Annotated in this window: 19 protein-coding genes, 1 tRNA gene and 1 pseudogene; 16 read left to right on the forward strand and 5 right to left on the reverse strand. The window is 58.7% G+C overall.

Annotation, left to right across the window (positions count from 1 at the left end):
* Window positions 1-47: 47 nt before the first annotated feature.
* The 4 genes and pseudogenes from GH659_RS01855 to GH659_RS01870 all read left to right on the forward strand — a co-directional run.
* Window positions 48-1,373, forward strand: coding sequence for a TRZ/ATZ family hydrolase (locus GH659_RS01855; RefSeq protein ID WP_153109001.1), 1,326 nt, complete (start codon window positions 48-50; stop codon window positions 1,371-1,373).
* Between the two features lie 83 nt (window positions 1,374-1,456).
* Window positions 1,457-2,128 (forward strand): outer membrane protein OmpA, encoded by a 672-nt coding sequence (ompA, locus tag GH659_RS01860; RefSeq protein ID WP_153109002.1) that lies wholly within the window; start codon window positions 1,457-1,459, stop codon window positions 2,126-2,128.
* A 69-nt stretch (window positions 2,129-2,197) separates the two neighbouring features.
* Window positions 2,198-2,896, forward strand: a complete 699-nt coding sequence (gene ubiG / locus GH659_RS01865; protein WP_153109003.1) for a bifunctional 2-polyprenyl-6-hydroxyphenol methylase/3-demethylubiquinol 3-O-methyltransferase UbiG — start codon at window positions 2,198-2,200, stop codon at window positions 2,894-2,896.
* 49 nt (window positions 2,897-2,945) lie between these two features.
* A pseudogene (locus tag GH659_RS01870) lies at window positions 2,946-3,113 on the forward strand (transposase domain-containing protein); the annotation flags it as partial.
* 267 nt (window positions 3,114-3,380) lie between these two features.
* On the opposite strand, the gene dbpA reads toward GH659_RS01870, so the two are convergent.
* From dbpA to GH659_RS01885, 3 genes are all read right to left on the reverse strand, one after another.
* The gene (gene dbpA / locus GH659_RS01875) at window positions 3,381-4,805 is read right to left on the reverse strand and encodes an ATP-dependent RNA helicase DbpA (RefSeq protein WP_153109005.1); all 1,425 of its coding nucleotides are present in this window, start codon (window positions 4,803-4,805) and stop codon (window positions 3,381-3,383) included.
* Window positions 4,806-4,810: 5 nt separating this feature from the next.
* The gene (locus GH659_RS01880) at window positions 4,811-5,302 is read right to left on the reverse strand and encodes a hypothetical protein (protein ID WP_153109006.1); all 492 of its coding nucleotides are present in this window, start codon (window positions 5,300-5,302) and stop codon (window positions 4,811-4,813) included.
* Window positions 5,303-5,695: 393 nt separating this feature from the next.
* Window positions 5,696-5,771 (reverse strand) — tRNA-Ala (locus GH659_RS01885).
* 395 nt (window positions 5,772-6,166) lie between these two features.
* Between GH659_RS01885 and trxA the strand changes: the two genes are divergently transcribed.
* From trxA to GH659_RS01905, 4 genes are all read left to right on the forward strand, one after another.
* Window positions 6,167-6,493 (forward strand): thioredoxin TrxA, encoded by a 327-nt coding sequence (trxA, locus tag GH659_RS01890; protein WP_153109007.1) that lies wholly within the window; start codon window positions 6,167-6,169, stop codon window positions 6,491-6,493.
* A gap of 200 nt (window positions 6,494-6,693) precedes the next feature.
* A complete protein-coding gene (rho, locus tag GH659_RS01895) occupies window positions 6,694-7,950 on the forward strand; it encodes a transcription termination factor Rho (protein ID WP_153109008.1) in 1,257 nt (418 codons plus the stop codon).
* Between the two features lie 132 nt (window positions 7,951-8,082).
* Window positions 8,083-8,301: a 50S ribosomal protein L31 gene (rpmE, locus tag GH659_RS01900; RefSeq protein ID WP_153109009.1), complete on the forward strand. Its 219-nt coding sequence runs from the start codon at window positions 8,083-8,085 to the stop codon at window positions 8,299-8,301.
* 97 nt (window positions 8,302-8,398) lie between these two features.
* A complete protein-coding gene (locus tag GH659_RS01905) occupies window positions 8,399-10,105 on the forward strand; it encodes an ArnT family glycosyltransferase (protein ID WP_153109010.1) in 1,707 nt (568 codons plus the stop codon).
* A 56-nt stretch (window positions 10,106-10,161) separates the two neighbouring features.
* Here the strand turns inward: GH659_RS01905 and orn are convergent, their stop codons facing one another.
* The gene (orn, locus tag GH659_RS01910; RefSeq protein WP_153109011.1) at window positions 10,162-10,707 is read right to left on the reverse strand and encodes an oligoribonuclease; all 546 of its coding nucleotides are present in this window, start codon (window positions 10,705-10,707) and stop codon (window positions 10,162-10,164) included.
* A gap of 49 nt (window positions 10,708-10,756) precedes the next feature.
* Between orn and GH659_RS01915 the strand changes: the two genes are divergently transcribed.
* The 7 genes from GH659_RS01915 to ispH all read left to right on the forward strand — a co-directional run bounded on the left by GH659_RS01915 (window position 10,757) and on the right by ispH (window position 18,726).
* A complete protein-coding gene (locus GH659_RS01915; RefSeq protein ID WP_153109012.1) occupies window positions 10,757-12,025 on the forward strand; it encodes a M48 family metallopeptidase in 1,269 nt (422 codons plus the stop codon).
* Window positions 12,022-12,900 carry a ribosome small subunit-dependent GTPase A gene (gene rsgA / locus GH659_RS01920; protein ID WP_153109013.1) on the forward strand — a complete coding sequence of 293 codons (879 nt, stop codon included), beginning with the start codon at window positions 12,022-12,024 and terminating at the stop codon, window positions 12,898-12,900. Before GH659_RS01915 ends, rsgA begins: the two co-directional genes overlap by 4 nt.
* Window positions 12,901-12,996: 96 nt before the next feature.
* On the forward strand, window positions 12,997-13,437 hold the full coding sequence (locus tag GH659_RS01925; protein WP_153109014.1) for a ProQ/FINO family protein: 441 nt from the start codon (window positions 12,997-12,999) through the stop codon (window positions 13,435-13,437).
* Window positions 13,438-13,564: 127 nt separating this feature from the next.
* Window positions 13,565-14,488 (forward strand): bifunctional riboflavin kinase/FAD synthetase, encoded by a 924-nt coding sequence (locus tag GH659_RS01930; RefSeq protein WP_153109015.1) that lies wholly within the window; start codon window positions 13,565-13,567, stop codon window positions 14,486-14,488.
* Between the two features lie 9 nt (window positions 14,489-14,497).
* Complete coding sequence (gene ileS / locus GH659_RS01935) at window positions 14,498-17,302, forward strand: isoleucine--tRNA ligase (protein ID WP_153109016.1); 2,805 nt, start codon at window positions 14,498-14,500, stop codon at window positions 17,300-17,302.
* Complete coding sequence (gene lspA / locus GH659_RS01940) at window positions 17,289-17,801, forward strand: signal peptidase II (RefSeq protein WP_246167635.1); 513 nt, start codon at window positions 17,289-17,291, stop codon at window positions 17,799-17,801. Before ileS ends, lspA begins: the two co-directional genes overlap by 14 nt.
* A 7-nt stretch (window positions 17,802-17,808) precedes the next feature.
* Window positions 17,809-18,726 carry a 4-hydroxy-3-methylbut-2-enyl diphosphate reductase gene (gene ispH / locus GH659_RS01945; protein ID WP_153109017.1) on the forward strand — a complete coding sequence of 306 codons (918 nt, stop codon included), beginning with the start codon at window positions 17,809-17,811 and terminating at the stop codon, window positions 18,724-18,726.
* A gap of 16 nt (window positions 18,727-18,742) precedes the next feature.
* Here the strand turns inward: ispH and GH659_RS01950 are convergent, their stop codons facing one another.
* On the reverse strand, window positions 18,743-19,435 hold the full coding sequence (locus tag GH659_RS01950; RefSeq protein WP_153109018.1) for an energy transducer TonB: 693 nt from the start codon (window positions 19,433-19,435) through the stop codon (window positions 18,743-18,745).
* A gap of 115 nt (window positions 19,436-19,550) precedes the next feature.
* Between GH659_RS01950 and GH659_RS01955 the strand changes: the two genes are divergently transcribed.
* Complete coding sequence (locus tag GH659_RS01955) at window positions 19,551-20,093, forward strand: GspH/FimT family pseudopilin (protein ID WP_153109058.1); 543 nt, start codon at window positions 19,551-19,553, stop codon at window positions 20,091-20,093.
* Window positions 20,094-20,101: the final 8 nt, after the last annotated feature.

Below are 20,101 nucleotides of genomic sequence, written 5' to 3' on the forward strand. Positions count from 1 at the left end.
CGAACATTAAAAACACCACTTTCACCCCGTTCAACAACCCAAGCCACATGACCGCCATTGATCTACTCATCGAAGCACGCTGGATCATCCCCATTGAGCCAGCCGGCATGGTTCTCGAGAACCATGCCGCCGCGATCGACAACGGAAAAATTGTTGCCGTTTTGCAACAACAAGAGGCCCGACTTCGCTTTCTACCTCGCCAAACAAAACACCTTTCGCACCACGTTTTGATTCCAGGGCTCGTCAACTTGCACACCCATGCGGCCATGACACTGCTGCGCGGCATAGCCGACGACCTGCCGCTGATGGAATGGCTGCAGAAGCACACATGGCCGACCGAGCAAAAGTTCGTATCCCCGCAGTTCGTCTACGACGGCACCTTGCTCGCCTGCGCCGAAATGCTTCAAAGCGGCATCACCTGCTTCAACGACATGTACTTCTTCCCCGAGGCCGCCGCCAAAGCGGCGCTTGACTCCGGAATGCGTGCCGCCATCGGCCTGATTACGCTCGATTTTCCGACAGCCTACGGCACAGACGCTGACGATTATCTGGCCAAAGGACTCGCCATCCGCGACGTATTCCGAGAAGAACCGCTCATCAGTTTCTGCCTTGCCCCACACGCCCCTTACACCGTCAATGACCGGAATTTCTCGCGCGTTCTCGCCATCGCCGAACAGTGCAACCTCCCGATCCACCTCCACATTCACGAAACGCAACAGGAAATCGACGAAAGCATGATGAAATACGGCGTTCGGCCCATCGAGCGACTGCGCCGACTCGGATTGCTCGGCCCCGGACTCATCGGGGTTCACGCCGTCCACCTCACTCCCGATGAAATCTGCCTGCTGGCAGAACATGGCTGCTCAATCGCTCATTGCCCGAGCTCAAATCTCAAGCTGGCCAGCGGCCTTCCCGCCCTGATCAGCAATGCAGCGAAACAAGGCATCAACATCGGCCTGGGAACCGACAGCGCCGCCAGCAACAACCGGCTCGACATTCTTCAGGAAATGCGCCTCGCCGCCTTGCTGGCCAAAGCATGCAGCGGGCAAGCTAGCACCTTTAGCGCGCATGAGGTTTTACGTATGGCAACCCTCGGCGGAGCCCAAGCCCTCGGCCTTGACTGGCTTATCGGCTCAATTTCCCCTGGCAAATCCGCCGATCTTTGCGCCATAGAACTCGACAGTATCAGCCAACTCCCCTGCTATGACCCCGCATCGCATGTCGTGTATTCCGCGGGAAGGGAAAACGTATCAGACGTTTGGGTGTCGGGAAAATGCCGCATCAATTCCCGCAAACCAGTCGAGAACACGGAAATCAAGTTGAAAAAACTTGCATCCCTATGGCAGAATCAAATCCGTCCGCGCCAAGCTTGACTGTGTATTTAACCAAGAGGCATAACAGGCCATGCGGACAAAAGTTTTCCGCAGGCTTTTTACAAACAACGAGGTGAAATCAGATGAATAAAACAATCAAACACTCCATCGTAGCCGTAGTTGCCGCTACTCTCGGTATCTGTGCTTCGCTGGCCCAGGCACAACAAGCCACTGACCGCGTTTACGTCATTGACCAGCGCGGTGAAGTCGCCATGAGCGGCGCCGGCCTGTGCTGGCGCACCAACTTCTGGACCCCGGCCGCCGCCGCCAAGGATCCGGCTGGCTGCAAGTGCGACAAGGACCTCCTCCCGAAGGAAGTTTGCGAACCGAAGGCCGCTGCACCTGCCGCGCCTGTTGCAGCCACCAAGCCCGCCGGCGAAAAGGTCACGCTCGCTGCTGACGCCCTGTTCGACTTCAACAAGTCGACCCTGCGTCCGGAAGGCAAGCAGAAGCTTGACGGCGTTGTTGCCAAGTCCGGCAACCTGAACCTGGAAGTCGTTATCGCCGTTGGTCACGCTGACCGCATCGGCAGCGCCGCTTACAACCAGAAGCTCTCCGAAAAGCGTGCCGCCTCCGTTAAGGATTATCTGGTCAACAAGGGCATCCCGGCCAACCGCGTTTACACCGAAGGCAAGGGCAGCAAGCAGCCGGTAACCAAGGCTGATCAGTGCAAGGGACCGAAGAGCGCCAAGGTCATCGCTTGTCTGCAACCTGACCGCCGCGTCGACATCGAAATCATCGGCACCAAGAAGTAATTTCGCCGATATAAAAAAAGCCCTGCCTCGGCAGGGCTTTTTTGTTTCCACCAACAGGGAAACTCTGTTATGCAAAACGCCGACCCAAACGAACTAGACAAATTCAGCCAACTCGCTCACCGATGGTGGGATCCGAACAGTGAATTCAAGCCATTGCACGAGATCAATCCCTTACGCCTCGAATGGATTGACCGCCATGCAAAGCTGGCCGGAAAAAATGTTCTCGATATCGGCTGCGGCGGCGGCATCCTCTCCGAAAGCATGACCTGCCGCGGCGCAGAGGTAACCGGCATCGACCTTTCGGACAAGGCACTGGGGGTTGCCCGTTTGCACCTCCTGGAAAGCGGCGTCAATGTGGAATACAAAAAAATTTCAGCGGAAGAATTCTCCACACAGGCGGCAGGCACTTTTGATGTTGTAACCTGCATGGAAATGCTAGAGCACGTCCCGAATCCGGCCAGCACCATCGCCGCATGCGCGGCTCTCGTCAAGCCTGGCGGACACGTTTTCTTCTCAACGCTCAACCGCAACCCAAAAGCCTATTTACTCGCTGTCATTGGCGCCGAATACATCCTCAGGATGTTACCCAAAGGTACGCACGAATACGCCAAATTCATCAAGCCAGCCGAACTCTCGCGCTGGACCAGAAGTGTCGGACTGGAGCCCGATGAATTGATTGGCATGAGCTATAACCCGCTGAGCCAGCGCTACAGCCTGACCAATAACACTGACGTCAACTACCTGATGCACACCGTCAAGATGACTTGAACACGAATCGACGCGGGCGGGCACCCACGAGGAACGTATGCGACTCCGGACCGAACGGGCGGACAAACGCGCCGCCGCCATCCAGAGTCTGCTCGGCACCGCCAAACCCAATGGCTTTGGGCCGCTGACTTGGCTGACAACCACGCTGGAAAAACTCCCGACCTGCCCGCATTCGCAGACTGATAAGTTGCCGCCTCTCAAATCCCTACCGGAATAGGCGTGCGCTGAAAAGGTGGGACAGCAGAGGCTTACTTTTGTATGGACGCCGGTTGCAACCTTGGTCTGTTTCAGTTGCACTGCATCGGCGTTAGCTGCTTCCCGTTCCCCCAGAAACACGCCGCAAGTCGTTAGTCGAATTTTAAAAGGCGATTAAGAAGACGCTGATTTATTCGTCACACCGGCGAACACCGGTGTCCAGTCCGTTGATTTTTATGGATTCCGGCTTTTTCCCTGAATGACGGATCTCGAATTATCCGGTGCTTCCTCAATTCTCCAGCGCGCGCACTTTTACGGTCTTGCCCTTGACCTTCCCGGTTGCCAGCTTGCGCAGGGCTTCGCCAGCGATCTCGCGTGCCACGGCGACGTAGGTGGATTGGTCGGTGACGGTGATCTTGCCGACCTGCTCGCGGGTGAAGGTGCGCGTGCCGGGCGCTTCTGCCGTGAGCGCGCCGAGGACGTCGCCGGGGCGGATCTTTTCCTTGCGTCCGCCGAGAATCTGCAGGGTGACCATGGGCGGCACCGGGGCTTCGTCGTTGCCGCTCTGCAGCGAGCCGAGCGTGTGCCATTCGGGTTCGCTGCCGGTCATCCGGGCGATGGTGTCCACGCGGCGCCGGTCGCGCGGGCTGCACAGGCTGAACGCCCAGCCGTCCTCGTCGGCGCGGCCGGTACGGCCAATGCGGTGGATGTAGATTTCCGGGTCGGGCGTGACATCGACGTTGATCACCGCTTCGAGCTGGGCGATGTCCAGCCCGCGCGCGGCGACGTCGGTCGCCACCAGCACCGAACAGCTGCGGTTGGCGAACTGGATCAGCACCTGATCGCGTTCGCGCTGTTCCAGGTCGCCATTCAACGTCAGCGCGTGAAAGCCCTGGGCGTGCAGCACATCGAGCAAATCGCGGCACTGTTGCTTGGTATTGCAGAAGGCCAGCGTGCTGACCGGCCGGTAGTGCTTGAGCAGCGTAGCGACGGCTTGCAGGCGTTCTTCGTGCTTGATCTCGTAGAAGCGCTGGCGAATCTTGCTGCCCTCATGCTGCTCCGGCAATTTGACTTCCTGCGGCTGGCGCAGGAACTGGCTCGCCAGCCTGTCGATGCCTTCCGGGTAGGTGGCCGAGAAGAGCAAGGTCTGGCGGTGGGGCGGGCAGTGTTCGGCGACGTACACGATGTCGTCGTAAAAGCCCATGTCGAGCATGCGGTCGGCCTCGTCGAGCACCAGCGTGTTGAGCGCGTCAAGGCGCAGGCTGCCGCGTTCGAGGTGATCCATGAGGCGTCCCGGCGTGCCGACGACGATGTGCGCGCCATGTTCGAGACTGCCCCGTTGCGGGCCGATGGGGGTGCCGCCGCACAGCGACAGCACCTTGATGTTGTCTTCGAAGCGCGCCAGCCGGCGGATTTCCTGCGTCACCTGCTCGGCCAGTTCGCGCGTCGGGCAGAGCACCATGGCTTGCACGGCAAAGCGGCGCGGGTTGAGATTGGTGAGCAGGGTAATGGCGAAGGCCGCCGTCTTGCCGCTGCCGGTCTTGGCTTGCGCGATCAGGTCATGCCCGCCCAGCGAGATCGGCAGGCTGGCCGCCTGGATCGGCGTCATCGTCTGGTATTCGAGCTGCTTCAGGGCGGCGCGCAGGCCGGGCGACAGCGAAAGTTCGTCGAAGGAGCGTGCTTCGGTCGCGGCGAGGGGTGCGGTTTCGGTCATATCGGTCAGTCCTTGCGGCGGCGTGCGGGTAGTGGCTTGCGCTGGCGTTGACCGGGGCGCGGCTTGTCGCTCGCGCTGGTTTGAGGCTTGGGCGCCAGCAGGTTCTTGGCAGCACTATTGGCCGAAGCGCGGTGCGCCAGAATGGCGACGCAGACTTCCTTGGTCGTGAGCTGGATCGGCGCGTGCTCGCCCTGGGCGTTGTAGGCCGCCAGCTTTTCCTTGATGCCGGCGATGCGCTTGGTCGTGTCGGCGCTTCTCGATGGATTGGCCAAGACATTCTGCGCTTCCGCCGTCAGCGTGAACCCGCCATCCTGAGCGCGAATCAGACCGTGCCTGGCTAGGCGGGAGAAGGCTTCGACCAGCCGCACATCGGCGGGAATGACGCCCTGAACGATCTCGGTCGCCGCGACAATCTCGACAAGTTCGGCCGGCCGCCGCTTTGAGGAGAGCGCCAGAGCGAGTAACAGAAGAACATCAACATCGTGGATCGGTTGCATCGGATACCTTTTGCATGCGGTGAAGAGAAAGCCAAGAGATGCCGAGTGTACTGGATCAGGGAACCGCTGATTCATTCCCGTTTTCTGACTGAGGGTTCGGCCGGGATGAGAAAATGCTTTTGTTGTGGCACTGAAAGAGAGCAATGAGCCGGCAATCGAGTTTTCCCAAACTGCAATACGGAGAAGCGAAGAGGAAAGTCACGCGACGAGACCGGTTTCTGGCAGAAATTGAAGCCCCCCCGTGGGGAGAATTGGTGAGCGCGGTTCAACAAAGAAGTTTTTGGATGAGTGCTTCAAGCCGGATTTGACCTTCGAGACACTGCGTAACGCCAGCCTGAGATTGCCCGCACAGAAAACAAAAAAGGCTTGCATCGCTGCAAGCCTTGATATTTATGGTGGAGACGGGCGGGATCGAACCGCCGACCTGTTGATTGCGAACCAACCGCTCTCCCAACTGAGCTACGCCCCCATACGAGCGACTTTACTCGCTAGCTTTTCTTGCGTCAACGCGAAAGAGCAATCGCATAAATGCGTCAGTCATTTTCCCGTACCACACTGCACCGCAAAAATCCCCAAAACAGCCACCCTGACAAACAGGGGACACAGCCTGCGCTCAAGAGACTTGGATTTCGACGTTCGCCGAAATGATTGCACGGAGTACCTTCCTTGATTTGATTCAAACAACATTCATGCGATCGCACCCTTACCCCGCCCGGAAGCCTTCCCTCACTGCTTATTTTTCGCTACGATACAAAAATGAAGGAACCGGGGGCTTTGAGACGGCATCCCCCCGACCATACCGAGCGCACAAGGCACATTCGGCGCAACCGTTCTTACGGACACCAATTTTCAAGAGGCTTTTTGATGAGTGAACACATTCACTACGTTACCGATGACAACTTTGCAACCGAAGTACTGCAGTCCGCGCAACCCGTTCTGTTGGATTACTGGGCCGAATGGTGTGGCCCCTGCAAGATGATCGCCCCCATTCTTGACGACATCGCCAAGGATTACGCTGGCCGCCTCAAGGTCGCAAAATTGAACATTGATGACAACCCGGAGACACCCGCAAACTACGCTGTCCGTGGCATCCCCACGCTGATGCTCTTCAAGAATGGGAATGTTGAAGCCACGAAAGTTGGAGCCCTTTCCAAATCGCAGCTTTGTGCCTTCATTGACAGCGCCCTGTAAACTCACTATCCTCCTCGGCCTGAAAGCTTTCGCGTCGCACCTCACCTACAACGCAAGCACAAAAAGCGTCACACCAGCTTTCAGGCACTCTAGGCGCCCCCTCGCCAACCCCTCCGGTTTTACCCGAAACATCTCGCCGACCGCACCTCTGTCGCGTTCGCACCAAGCACACCTGGCTCATTCACTGACCTACACCGCTCATGCACCTATCCGAACTAAAAGCTTTCCATGTCAGCCAACTTCTCGACATGGCAGTTGCCAACAATATCGAGGGCGCCAACCGGCTCCGCAAGCATGAACTGATCTTCGCCCTGCTCAAGAATCAGGCCAAAAAAGGCGAAACCATTTTCGGAGACGGCACGCTGGAAACACTACCCGACGGGTTCGGCTTCCTGCGCTCGCCGGACACCTCGTACTTGGCCAGCACCGATGACATCTACGTCAGCCCAAGCCAGATCCGGCGCTTCAACCTCCACACCGGCGACACCATCGAAGGCGAAATCCGCACGCCGAAGGATGGCGAACGTTACTTCGCACTGGTCAAGGTCGACAAGATCAACGGCGAGCCACCGGAGGCGTCAAAGAACAAGATCCTGTTCGAAAACCTGACGCCACTGCACCCAGAAAAGCACATCAAGCTTGAACGCGAAATCCGCGGCGAGGAAAACACGACCAGCCGGATTATCGACATCATCGCACCGATCGGCAAAGGCCAGCGCGGCCTGCTCGTCGCCAGCCCAAAAAGCGGCAAGACAGTAATGATGCAGCACATCGCGCACGCGATCACCGCCAACCACCCCGACATCAACCTGATCGTCCTGCTCATCGACGAACGCCCGGAAGAAGTGACCGAAATGACGCGCTCGGTACGCGGCGAGGTCGTCGCATCCACCTTCGACGAACCGGCCACGCGTCACGTGCAGGTCGCGGAGATGGTCATCGAAAAGGCCAAGCGCCTGGTCGAGCACAAGAAGGACGTCGTCATCCTGCTCGACTCGATCACCCGCCTGGCGCGTGCTTACAACACCGTGCAACCGGCCTCCGGCAAGGTGCTGACCGGCGGCGTTGACGCCAACGCCCTGCAAAAACCGAAACGTTTCTTTGGCGCGGCGCGCAACATCGAGGAAGGTGGCTCGCTGACCATCATCGCTACCGCACTGATCGACACAGGCAGCCGCATGGACGACGTCATCTACGAAGAGTTCAAGGGCACCGGCAACATGGAAATCCATCTTGACCGCCGGATGGCTGAAAAACGCGTCTACCCGGCGATCAACGTCAACCGTTCCGGCACTCGCCGCGAGGAGTTGCTGCTGACACCTGACGTGCTGCAGAAAATGTGGGTGCTACGCAAGCTGCTTTACAACATGGACGACCTTGAGGCGATGGAGTTCTTGCTCGACAAAATCAAGGCGACAAAGACGAATAACGAATTTTTCGATTCCATGCGCCGCTAAGTCGAAAGTAAAACCTTTATCATTGCCAACCCCAAAAAAAACAAGCATAATCCGCCGTTTCCGGGGTCGACCACCGATGTGGCGCTTGTCCATCTCGAGCCGGCCAGATTTGACTTACAGGAATTTCCACAGATGAAATCCGATATCCATCCGCAATACAACGAAATCGATGTCGCCTGCTCGTGCGGCAACACCTTCAAGACCAAGTCGACTTTGAACCGTTCGCTTCACGTCGAAGTGTGCTCCGCCTGCCATCCGTTCTACACCGGCAAGCAAAAGATCATCGACACCGCTGGCCGCGTCGAGAAGTTCACCAAGAAGTACGGCTCCAAGCTCACCAAAACGGCTTAAGCTCGACTTCGAGTTCGCGCGAACTCAGCAGAAAAGGCAGCCCGACGGCTGCCTTTTTTATTAATTCAGACCAACCAGCCCCTCACCCGGACAGGCCATGCCGTTTCAACAGGAACACGCGACTACCAAAGGAATATCACTTCCGCCCACTGGCTGGGCGCTGGCCATTCTCCTCGTCGTTTACATCTTTACCGGCCTGATCGGGCACGATCCATGGAAACACGACGACGCGCTCACGATTGGCGTCGTGCATGACATTTTCCGCAACGGCAATTGGTTAGCATTCGAGCTGGCAGGCCAACCCCACCCTGACGCACCGCTCTACTACTGGCTGGCGTCGCTCTTCGCCCATTTATTCTCCTGGCTGCTACCGGTGCACGAGGCCGTGCGCCTGGCAAGCGGCCTTTCCACTCTTCTGACCCTCCAGTTCATCCTGCTCGCCGCACGAGAACTGCACGGCCGTGACTACGCGGCAGCGGCGCCACTCGCCCTCGCCGGCAGCATAGGCTTTCTCTACCACGCGCACGAAGCTCAGCCGATGCTCTCCGCGCTGACAGCGCACACCGCCGCCTACTGGGCTCTCGCCCTTTTCCCGCGGCGACCGGTGCCCGCCATGCTTATCTTTGGCAGCGCAGCAGGTCTCAGTTTTCTGGCAAATGGACTACTTCCGCTCGCCGCCCTCCTCCCGGTCACCTTAACCGCGCTCCTGCTTTCCGGAAACATCAGAAAATCCCTGCCTTATTTTCTCATCGCATTTAGCATCGCCACTATCATCGCCGCCGCCTGGCTACTGGCTTTGAATATCGAAGCACCCGGCAGTTTCGAGGCTTTCGTTCAAACCGAACTTGGCTCCATGCCCCAGGACAGGGCAATGCTTTTCACCCCGCTCAAATACCTTAACCTGCTGCTGTGGTACGCGTGGCCCGCACTCCCACTGGCCGCCTGGACGCTCTGGTCGAGACGCCGCCAGTTGACCGAACGATCAATTGCCCTGCCCACGCTCTCTTTTGGCGGTGTACTGCTCGTCCTGTGCCTGACTACCGACGTTCGCAGCGCTCCCGCTCTGCTGTTGCTCCCACCACTCATTCTTCTGACCGTGCCCGGCATCGCGTCTCTGCGACGCGGCGCTGCGAATGCGTTCGACTGGTTCAGCATGATGACCTTCTCGCTCTTTGCGGGGGTTGTGTGGATCGGCTGGAGCGCCATGGCATTCGGCTGGCCAGAGCGCCTCGCCCGCCAGGCAGTGCGCCTTGAGCCTGGATTCATCGGCCGCTTCGACCTTTACGCTTTCGTCTTTGCCGGCGCCGCCACGGCCGTCTGGTTCTGGCTCATCCTCACGAGCCCGCGCTCGCCGTTTCGCGGAATAACGCACTGGATGGCGGGCCTGACGTTGTTCTGGCTACTGCTCGTCGCGCTGTGGATGCCGTGGATCGATTACGGGAAATCCTACCGCCCCGTATCCAATGCACTCGCTACCGCCCTACCAAAAAAAGTAGACTGCATCGCAAATACCAACGTAGCACCAGCCATTCTGGCCTCGTTCGATTATTTCGATGACATCCGGACCATTCCCCAGAAAAGCGAATTGGCAACGAAATGCTCCTGGCTACTCGCACAAGGAGACATCCGCAAGCTCGGGTCGATCACCGAAGCGCGCTGGCGCAAGGCGTGGGATGGCAAACGGCCGGGCGACCGCAAGGAAAGCGCCAAATTCCATCTTTTCCGCCGAACGCCGAAGGCGGAATCGGCTACCGCACTTCCGCAAATCGAGACAGAGGATAAAGAGGCGCTGCCGAGCCTCTGAACCCGATGCCAAGGGCGTGACCGCGCATCCTTGGCAGCCACCGCCATCCCTTGTCGTCACAGCTTGATAAAGTGCTCGCGGTAATATTTCAGTTCATCGATCGATTCACGAATATCAGCCAACGCGGTATGCGCTGACTCCTTCTCGAACCCTTTGGCCACCTCCGGCTTCCAGCGGCGGCACAACTCCTTGAGAGTGCTCACATCAAGATTGCGGTAGTGGAACCACTCCTCAAGCTGAGGCAGGTAGCGCACCATGAAGCGCCGGTCCTGACCGATTGAATTGCCGCACATCGGGCTGGTCCGTTTTGGCACATATTCCTGCACAAACGCCAGCGCCGCCGCCTCAACCGCCGCTTCATCGAGGGTAGACGCCTTGACGCGCTCAATCAGGCCGGATTTACCATGCGTGTTCTTGTTCCACTCATCCATCGCATCGAGCAATTCGTCCGACTGGTGCACCGCCCAGACCGGCGATTCAGCGACCGTCTCAAGATTGCTATCGGTCACGATCATTGCCATTTCGATAATGCGATCACGCTCCGGATCGAGTCCGGTCATTTCCATGTCAAGCCAAACAAGATGATTAGCGTCTTGTGCCATATAATCCGCCCACGATTTTCTTATCCGATAAAGCGCTCATTCTAGCCTGATGCCCGATACACCACCCCTCGCCGCGAACTTCACACTCATTTTTCTCGCCACGCTTACGGTGACACTGGTGCTTCGTCTCTGGCTCGCCCGGCGACAAATCGCGCATGTCACCACACACCGCGCCGCCGTCCCCGCGCAATTCGCCGACCGGATTCAACTGGCTGCACATCAAAAAGCGGCCGATTACTGCGTCACGCGCACCCGCTTCGGAATCTTCGGATTGGTGATTGAAACCGCCGTACTTCTCGCCTTCACCCTCGGCGGCGGGCTGCAAGCGTTGCATGAATTCTGGGCACCGCGCCTGGACGGCCTCTTTTACGGCGTCGCCATGATGTTCAGCGTCATGGGCATTTCGGCACTGATCGACATTCCGCAATCGCTCTACGCCCAATTCGTCATCGAGGAAAAATTCGGTTTCAACCGGATGACCTTGAAACTCTACTTTGCCGATCTAGCCAAACAAACGGCGCTTGGTCTGGCCATCGGTACGCCGGCGCTGCTCCTCGTCCTCTGGCTCATGGCCCAAATGGGCCCGCGTTGGTGGCTTTACGTCTGGCTGTTCTGGTGCGGATTCAACCTGTTGATCCTTTTCATCTACCCGACCTGGATTGCCCCGCTGTTCAACACCTTCAAGCCGCTGGAGGACGACGCGCTCAAGAAGCGCATCGAGGCCCTGCTCGCCCGCTGCGGCTTTGCATCCTCCGGCCTGTTCGTAATGGATGGTTCGAAACGCTCGAACCACGGCAACGCCTACTTCACCGGCTTTGGCAAAACCAAGCGCATCGTCTTCTTCGACACGCTGCTCAACCGCCTCCAACCTGCCGAAATTGAATCCGTTCTCGCGCACGAGCTCGGCCATTTCAAGCACCGCCACGTCATAAAACGCATCGTGCTCATGTTCGCGATGGCGCTGCTATTCCTCCTCGCGCTCGGCCAACTCATGCAAGCCGAATGGTTTTTTGCCGGACTCGGGGTCAACACCCAAAACACGGCGCTCGCACTGATTCTCTTCTTTCTGGTCGCGCCCGTCTTCACCTTCCTGCTCACCCCGCTGATGAGCCTGCTCTCGCGCCGCCACGAATTCGAAGCCGACCGCTACGCCGCCACTCACGCCAGCGCCGACGACCTGATCCACGCACTGGTAAAACTGTACGAAGACAACGCCGCGACGCTGACGCCCGATCCGTTGCACTCGGTGTTCTACGACTCGCACCCGCCCGCCGCTTTGCGAATCGCCCGGCTAACTGAAGCGAAGCAAGCCACGTGAAGCTCGAAGGCACCATTGTCGCCGCGCATGGCCGGCACTATCTCGTTGAATTGGACAACGGCGAGACGCTCCCCTGCTTCCCGCGCGGCAAGAAAAGCGAACTGGCCTGCGGTGATCGCGTCACGGTTCAGCGTAGCAGCGACAGCCAGGGCGTCATCGAAGCCATCGCGCCGCGCCAATCGCTGCTTTATCGCTCCAACGAATTCAAACACAAACTCATCGCCGCCAACGTTTCCCAAATCATCATCGTAGTCGCGACCGAACCCTCGTTTTCCGACGCGCTCGTCACGCGCTGCCTGGTCGCCGCCGAAGGCCAAGACCTGAAAACGCTGATCGTGCTCAACAAATGCGACTTGAGCGAACGAGTAGACTCGGCGCTCTCGGTGCTCGCGCCGTTCACCAAGCTTGGCTACCCCATCCTCCAAATCTCCGCACGCGAGAAAACCGCTAGCGCCGAAGCATTGCGCCCCTTCCTCGTCGGCCACACCAGTGTGCTCGTCGGCCAGTCCGGAATGGGAAAATCGACGCTGATCAACGCATTGATCGAAGGCGCCAACGCCCGCACACGGGAAATTTCCGAAGCACTGGACTCCGGCAAACACACGACGACGCACGCCACACTTTACCGGCTCGACGCCGAGTCGATCCTGATCGACTCCCCCGGACTGCAGGAATTCGGCCTGAGGCACGTGCCGCCGGGCGACCTCGAACAAGCCTTTCCCGAATTCCGTCCGTATATCGGCCAATGCCGCTTCCGCAACTGCCGTCACGACCAAGAACCGGGTTGCGCCATCCGCGCCGCGATCGAAGCCGGCCACATCGACCCGCGCCGTCACACCAGCTTCCTGACCCTTTACGCCGAAGCGACGCGATAGACAAAGCCATACCACTGATAGGCGGCCGGATGCCCCCATGGTAAGCTCCCGCCCTTACTGCTTTCTGACCATTCACCAACCTTCTCAGTCCGCTTTATGAACACGCCCACCCAGCCCAACACCATCGGGCAAGAGGCTCGCGCCTTACTCAAAACCCTCGAAGAAACTTTTCCGGTGATTCGCGACCACGCGCCGCTTGCCATCGGCATCGACAAGCAATTGATCGCAAAACTGCCAGAGGTAAATCGCAAACAGCTTCGTGTCGCGCTAAGCATGCACACCAACTCGCTGCGCTACCTCAAGACGTTGGAGAAGGCGACACACCGGCTTGATCTCGAAGGCAACCCGGCCGAAGAAATCACCGAGGAACACCGCAAGCACGCCACCGAAGTACTTCGGGAACGCTTCAAGAAAAACGCCGAACGCATCAAGGCGCGCAAGGAAGCCGAAACGGCCGAACGCAAGCGCAACGAAGCCGAACGCCAGCGCACCGAGAAACTCAGCCAACTCGTCGAGAAGTTCAGCAAAACGCGGTAAGGAAAAAGCCGGCACTGCCATGGCCGGCCTGACCACCAAGAGCACCTTACCTGGCCGGGCATTCGGGGGGCAAAGCCGTTATAATTCAGGCTTTTTCCCTTCCCGTCTTGCCACCCCGTTCTCTCTGATGCTCGTTTATCGCGGATTCTCACACCCAGCGCCCAGCCCTACCGCCCTCACCATCGGCAACTTCGATGGCGTGCACCTTGGCCATCGGGCGCTGCTCGCCCGCCTGAACGAGATCGCGGCGAACGAGCAACTGCTTCCCGCCGTCATCACCTTCGAGCCGCACCCGCGCGAATTCTTCGCGCCCGAATCGGCCCCGGCACGCCTTTCCGCATTGCGCGAAAAACTTGAATTGATCGGCGAGGAAGGCACCGCTCTCGCCTACATTTGCCGTTTCAATGCCGCCTTTGCCGCGCAGACCGCGCAAGCCTTCATTGAAAACACACTGGTTGGCTGCCTGAAGGCAAAACACATCGTGATCGGCGACGACTTCCGCTTCGGCGCGGATCGCCGCGGTAGTTTCGCGATGCTTTGCGAAGCCGGCAAGCGCTACGGTTTCACCGTCGAAAGCATGGGCAGCGTGATTATCGGGGGCGAACGCGCCTCCAGTTCGTCAGTCCGCTCGGCGCTCGGCAAAGGCGACATGGAGCACGCCGCGCGCCTGCTCGGCCGCCCGTATTCGATCGACGGCCGCGTCGTGCATGGCGACAAGATCGGGCGCAACCTCGGCTTTGCCACCGCCAATATCCGCATCAAGCACGACAAGCCGCCGCTCCTGGGCGTCTTCGCCGTCGAAGTGCATGGGCTGGCCGACGGGCCGCACAAAGGCGTCGCCAACATCGGCGTCCGCCCGAGCGCCAACCGCCTGCCGCGCCCGTTACTGGAAGTTCATCTACTCGATTTCAATCAGGACATCTACGGAACGCACCTCAACGTACGCTTCCTGCACAAGATCAGAAACGAAGTACACTTTCCCGATTTCGACGCATTGAAAACGCAAATCTCCCGCGACGTCACGTCCGCACGACACTATTTCAAGCTCTGAGTAACCACCATGGCCGACTACAAAAACACGCTGAATCTGACCGACACCCCCTTCCCGATGCGCGGCGACCTCGCCAAGCGCGAGCCGCAATGGGTCGCCAACTGGCAGGAGAAAAAGCTCTATCAGCAGATTCGCGAGATTTCGAAAGGCCGGCCGCGCTTCGTGCTGCATGACGGCCCTCCCTACGCCAACGGTGACATTCACATCGGCCATGCCGTCAACAAGATTCTCAAGGACATCATCGTCCGTTCGAAGACGCTCGCCGGTTTCGATGCGCCCTACGTGCCCGGCTGGGACTGCCACGGCCTGCCGATCGAGCACCAGATCGAAAAGGTGCATGGCAAGCACATCCCCGGCGACAAGGTGCGTGAGTTATGCCGCGCCTACGCCGCCGAACAGGTCGAGCGCCAGAAGAAGGACTTCATCCGCTTGGGCGTCCTCGGCGAGTGGGACAACCCGTACCTGACAATGAACTTCAAGACCGAGGCCGACGAAATCCGCGCCCTCGGCAAGATTCTCGACAAGGGCTACCTCTATCAGGGGCTGAAGCCGGTCAACTGGTGTATGGACTGCGGTTCGGCGCTTGCCGAAGCCGAAGTCGAGTATGAAGACAAGACCTCGCAAGCCATCGACGTCGCCTTCGAAGTCCATCCGAACCATGCCGACAAGGTCGCCCAGGCTTTCGGCCTCACCCACCTGCGCGGCCCCGCCTTTGCCGTCATCTGGACGACAACCCCGTGGACGCTGCCCGCCAACGAAGCCGTCAGCGCCCACCCTGAATTCACTTACGACCTGATCGAAACACCGAAAGGTGCGCTGATCCTCGTCCGTGAACTCGCCGAAGCCAGCCTCAAGCGCTACGGCTTCAACGAAGGTGAGACGACGGTCATCGGCTCTGCCAAGGGGGCCGCGCTGGAACACGTCCTGCTCAAGCACCCGTTCCAGGAACGCGACGTCACCATCATCTGCGGCACGCACGTCACGCTCGAAGCCGGTACCGGCCTCGTGCACACCGCGCCCGCACACGGCGTCGACGACTACCTGATTGGCAAAGTTTACGGCCTGCCGGTCAATAACCCGGTTGGTGACGACGGTAAATTCCTCGGCAACACGCCGGCACTGTCTGTATCCGAACTCGCTGGCAAGACGGTATGGGAAGCCAACCCGCTTGTCCTGCAAGAATTGGAAGCCAAAGGCCGCTTGCTCAAAGTCGAGAAAATCACCCACAGCTACCCGCACTGCTGGCGCCACAAGACGCCGATCATCTTCCGCGCCACGACGCAATGGTTCATCGGCATGGAGCACAAGGACAAGGAAGACGCCGCCACGCTGCGCTGGATCGCCGAGCGCGCCGTCGACGAAACGCAATTCTTCCCCTCCTGGGGCCGTGCCCGTCTTGAGGCGATGATGAAGACGCGTCCGGACTGGTGCGTTTCCCGTCAGCGCAACTGGGGTGTGCCGATCCCCTTCTTCCTGCACAAGGAAACCGGCGCGCTGCATCCGCGCACGCCCGAGCTGATCGAGGAAGTCGCGCTGCGCGTCGAGAAGGCCGGCATCGAAGCCTGGTTCTCGCTCGATGCGAAGGAACTGCTCGGTGTCGAAGCGGACCAGTATCGCAAGATGAGCGATACGCTCGATGTGTGGTTCGACTCCGGCGTCACCCACTCCAGCGTCATGCGCGGCTCGCACGAAGCGCAATGCGCCTTCCCGGCCGACCTCTATCTCGAAGGCTCCGACCAGCACCGCGGCTGGTTCCAGAGCTCGCTGCTCACCGGCTGCGCCATTGACGGCCGCGCGCCCTACAAGGCGCTGCTGACGCACGGCTTCGTCGTCGACGGCAAGGGGCTCAAGATGTCGAAGTCCAAGGGCAACGTCGTCGCCCCGCAAAAAGTGTCCGACACGCTCGGCGCCGACATCCTGCGCCTGTGGACGGCGGCGACCGACTACTCGGGAGAACTGTCGATTTCCGACGAAATCCTGAAGCGCGTCGTCGAAGCCTACCGCCGCATCCGCAACACGCTGCGCTTCCTGCTCGCCAACACGTCTGATTTCGACGCTGCCAAGGACATGCTGCCGTTCGATGAATGGCTCGAAATCGACCGCTACGCGCTGGCCATGACGCGCCAGCTCCAGCTCCAGTGCGAAGCCGACTACGGCAAATACGAGTTCCACCGCGTCGTCCAATCCCTGCAAACCTACTGCTCGGAAGACCTCGGCGGCTTCTACCTCGACATCCTCAAGGATCGCCTCTACACCTCGGCCGCCAACTCGAAGGCTCGCCGCGCCGCGCAAAGCGCGCTCTGGCACATCATGCAGACCTTCGTGAAACTGATGGCGCCGATCCTCACCTTCACCGCCGAAGAAGTCTGGCAAACCCTCTCCGGCAACGCCGACGCCTCCATCATGTTCGAGACTTGGCAGCCGCTGCCGCAACTCGCCGACGAAGCGACACTCATCGACAAATGGAGCAAGATCCGCGGCTACCGCGCTGAAGTCACCCGCGCGCTGGAAGAACTGCGCATCGCCGGCAAGATCGGCTCGTCGCTGCAAGCCGAAGTCACGCTGCACGCCGACGGCGAAAAGCACGACCTCCTGACCTCGCTCGGCGACGACCTGCGCTTCGTCTTCATCTGCTCGAAGACGACGGTCCTGCGCGGGGAAGACAAGGTCGAATGCGCACCGCTCACGCACGGTAAATGCGAGCGCTGCTGGCATGTCCGAGAGGATGTCGGCAGCAACCCCGAGCATCCCGAAATCTGCGGCCGTTGTGCAAGCAACCTGCACGGCGAAGGTGAAGATCGTGCCTGCGCGTAGCATCAAACCGTGGCTGTGGCTGGCCGGACTCGTCATCCTGCTCGACCAGCTCAGCAAATGGATCGTGCTCGGCGCCATGCGACCGGGGGAGACGCGCTACGTCGCGCCCTTCTTCAACTGGGTGCTCGCCTTCAACCCCGGTGCCGCCTTCAGCTTCCTGTCGGATGCTGGCGGCTGGCAGCGCTGGTTCTTCACCGCTCTCGCCCTCGGCGTTTCCGGCTGGATCGTTTATCTGCTCCGGCAGCACCGCAACGAATTCCGGCTCTCGCTGGCGCTCACCCTCGTCCTCGGCGGCGCGCTCGGCAACGTGATCGATCGCATTCGCTTCGGCGTCGTTGTCGACTTCATTCAGTGGCACGCGGCCGGCTACTACTGGCCCGCGTTCAACATCGCCGACTCGGCCATCACGCTCGGCGCCGCCCTGCTGATCTGGGATCAACTTTTCGGGAAACCGACAAGCGACAACGCGGTCGAATCCAGTCCAAACCAAACAAAGTAGGCGCCTCATGCAAATCATCCTTGCCAACCCGCGCGGCTTCTGCGCGGGCGTCGAACGCGCCATCGCCATCGTCGAGCGCGCCATCGAAAAATTCGGCGCGCCGATTTACGTCCGGCATGAAGTCGTGCACAACAAGTTCGTCTGCGACAGCCTGCGCGCCAAAGGCGCCATTTTTGTCGACGAACTCGACGAGGTACCCACCGGTGCCACCGTCATCTTCAGCGCGCACGGCGTATCGCAAGTCGTGCGCGCTGACGCCGCCGCGCGCGGCCTGAAAGTCTTCGACGCCACCTGCCCACTCGTCACCAAGGTTCACCTCGAAGTCGCCCGCATGCGCAAAGAAGGACGCGAAATCATCATGATCGGCCACAAGGGCCACCCTGAAGTCGAAGGCACGATGGGGCAATGCACTGACGGAATGTATTTGATCGAAAAGGCTGACGACATTCGCGACCTTGTCGTTCAGAACTCTGCCAATCTGGCATACGTAACACAAACAACACTCTCTGTTGATGACGCCAGAGAAATCATCTCCGTACTAAAAACCAGGTTTCCAGACATAGCCGGCCCGAAGAAAGAAGACATCTGCTACGCGACGCAAAATCGGCAAGACGCTATCAAGGCGCTTGCAGATCAGTGCGATATCGTCATTGTTGTCGGCTCTCCTAACAGTTCAAATTCAAACAGATTGCGCGAAATTGCCGAAAAGTTAGGCAAGCCTGCTTATATGGTCGAACACGCCGCAGAAATCGATACCCAGTGGTTTTTAGGCAAAAAGGCGATCGCAGTTACTGCCGGCGCTTCCGCTCCTGAAATCCTCATCGAACGTATCGTCACTTACATCAAGTCCATTACCCCAGCGACCGTAATCGAGTTTGAAGGCAAAGAAGAGCGGGTTTCGTTTCCGCTCCCATCATCCTTATAGAGAACGAATAATCGACCTATCTTGTACGATTTTTTGCTGACGCCCCAGACTCCGAATTTGCGCCAAAGATCACCGACACAGGCGACAAAGCGAAACGAACACGGCTGCGTACAGATGTTGTATTGATCACCCCAGGGGAAAATCGAGTTTGCCTGAACGCCTGCTTGGCGTATTGGACAACGGGTTCTGGAAGGCTCGAACTCATTACCAGCACGTCGTCTACGACCCCATCAGAGGAAATTAGTAGCAGCAGTTCAACGCTGCCAACCAACCCCTGCGAACGAAAGCCGGGAGGCACCACGTCTATAGAATCAATCGGGCCTGGAGGAACGGTCAACACACTGACTGGGAGATAGCTATCAAGAGAAACCATCGGCAATGGCGAGAAATCCTTCAACGTCATTTCGCTTGATGTCGAAACAGCAGATTTACTCACTTCATCACTCACCCCTGATGCCGCCCCAGCCCCAAACTGCACTTCTTTTTTGTCATTAGTTGCCCCGATTGCCGCATCCGGAACGCCAAGCAACCGAGCAGTACCCGGCACTCTCACCTCTAACTTGCTACGCAACGCCTTTGCGGGAATGCTGTTACCGCCCAACCAACATGGACTCCACAGCAACGCTATGGCATGCACGAGCAAAGAGACTCCACATGCAAGAAAAATGAGATAACGCTGTATTTTCATAGAGATGTGATTATTACCCATCACCAGCACCAAACACCCTACGGCATCATCCGCTAATCAGCCCGACAACGCCTTTCGTCTGCAAACCCCTCCGCCTTGCAATACGGTTATCTACGATTGCAGTCTAGGAGGAGTCATGAGTACATTTCAGATACATCGGGGCTTTACGCTAATAGAAATGCTGGTAACGATTGCCGTACTAGCAATCGTTCTGGCGATTGCGGCACCGTCCTTCTCGACCATTGTAAAAAATAGCCGCCTCGCTACCGAAACCAATGACCTGATGTCGGATTTGGCGCTCGCACGCACCGAGGCGGCACGCAGAGGCCGCCGTGTTTCTCTGTGTATTAGCAATAACGGCACAACGTGCGCCACATCAGGATCAGACTGGTCCGGTGGGCGCATAATTTTTTCGGATGTTTCGCCTTACGGTCAAATCGATTCAGGCGACACGATCCTTCGCGTAGTTCCGTCAGCCTCAACGAAAAAGATCACCTTGACGGCATCAGGATTCAGCGAGCTTCGCTACCTTCAGTTCCGTCCCAATGGTGCATCATCCTCTTCGACAACAGGGGTTATCAAAATATGCGATGACCGTGCAGGATCCTTCGGACGCGAAATCGAAATCCTGATTACCGGACGCGTTTCATTAAAAACCACCACATCAAGTTGCTCATAAAACACCAT

The organism is Propionivibrio limicola (assembly GCF_009469695.1).
Taxonomy (GTDB): Bacteria; Pseudomonadota; Gammaproteobacteria; order Burkholderiales; family Rhodocyclaceae; genus Propionivibrio; species Propionivibrio limicola.

Coding starts and splice junctions, on each gene's coding strand:
- GH659_RS01950 (WP_153109018.1), bottom strand. CDS start 19,435: ATGGGTAATAATCACATCTCTATGAAAATACAGCGTTATCTCATTTTT.
- ubiG (WP_153109003.1), top strand. CDS start 2,198: ATGCAAAACGCCGACCCAAACGAACTAGACAAATTCAGCCAACTCGCT.
- GH659_RS01905 (WP_153109010.1), top strand. CDS start 8,399: ATGCCGTTTCAACAGGAACACGCGACTACCAAAGGAATATCACTTCCG.
- GH659_RS01915 (WP_153109012.1), top strand. CDS start 10,757: ATGCCCGATACACCACCCCTCGCCGCGAACTTCACACTCATTTTTCTC.
- trxA (WP_153109007.1), top strand. CDS start 6,167: ATGAGTGAACACATTCACTACGTTACCGATGACAACTTTGCAACCGAA.
- GH659_RS01880 (WP_153109006.1), bottom strand. CDS start 5,302: ATGCAACCGATCCACGATGTTGATGTTCTTCTGTTACTCGCTCTGGCG.
- GH659_RS01855 (WP_153109001.1), top strand. CDS start 48: ATGACCGCCATTGATCTACTCATCGAAGCACGCTGGATCATCCCCATT.
- GH659_RS01925 (WP_153109014.1), top strand. CDS start 12,997: ATGAACACGCCCACCCAGCCCAACACCATCGGGCAAGAGGCTCGCGCC.
- dbpA (WP_153109005.1), bottom strand. CDS start 4,805: ATGACCGAAACCGCACCCCTCGCCGCGACCGAAGCACGCTCCTTCGAC.
- rpmE (WP_153109009.1), top strand. CDS start 8,083: ATGAAATCCGATATCCATCCGCAATACAACGAAATCGATGTCGCCTGC.
- orn (WP_153109011.1), bottom strand. CDS start 10,707: ATGGCACAAGACGCTAATCATCTTGTTTGGCTTGACATGGAAATGACC.
- ompA (WP_153109002.1), top strand. CDS start 1,457: ATGAATAAAACAATCAAACACTCCATCGTAGCCGTAGTTGCCGCTACT.
- GH659_RS01955 (WP_153109058.1), top strand. CDS start 19,551: ATGAGTACATTTCAGATACATCGGGGCTTTACGCTAATAGAAATGCTG.
- ileS (WP_153109016.1), top strand. CDS start 14,498: ATGGCCGACTACAAAAACACGCTGAATCTGACCGACACCCCCTTCCCG.
- ispH (WP_153109017.1), top strand. CDS start 17,809: ATGCAAATCATCCTTGCCAACCCGCGCGGCTTCTGCGCGGGCGTCGAA.
- rho (WP_153109008.1), top strand. CDS start 6,694: ATGCACCTATCCGAACTAAAAGCTTTCCATGTCAGCCAACTTCTCGAC.
- GH659_RS01930 (WP_153109015.1), top strand. CDS start 13,565: ATGCTCGTTTATCGCGGATTCTCACACCCAGCGCCCAGCCCTACCGCC.